Genomic DNA, 286 nt, shown 5'->3' on the forward strand with positions numbered 1-286 from the left:
AGAATTTCTGTTTCATCATCAAAAGGAAAATCCTCAAAACACTGCCATAACACATTATTTAAAATATCGGATTTCTATTTTTGTTCCGCTTGCGCTCGAGTTAGGGTTTAGTCCAATGGCGACGATAGCTCTAGTTGGAACAGCGGCGGCTTTGGGCGATGCCGGTTCACCTACATCAGATAGCACATTAGGACCTACAGCTGGACTAAATGTAGATGGTGGGCATAATCATATTTGGGATACTTGTGTTCCTACTTTTGTGCATTATAATCTCCCTTTAATTCTT

Annotated in this window: 1 protein-coding gene; it reads left to right on the plus strand. The window is 40.6% G+C overall.

Translation table 11 applies throughout. From position 1 onward, the window contains the following. The coding region (locus PZE06_RS29220) for a Na+/H+ antiporter NhaC family protein (protein WP_275792574.1) at window positions 1-286 on the plus strand (286 nt) is incomplete at both ends.

The sequence above is a fragment of the Robertmurraya sp. DFI.2.37 genome, assembly GCF_029211245.1.
GTDB classification, from domain to species: Bacteria; Bacillota; Bacilli; order Bacillales; family Cytobacillaceae; genus Robertmurraya; species Robertmurraya methanolica_A.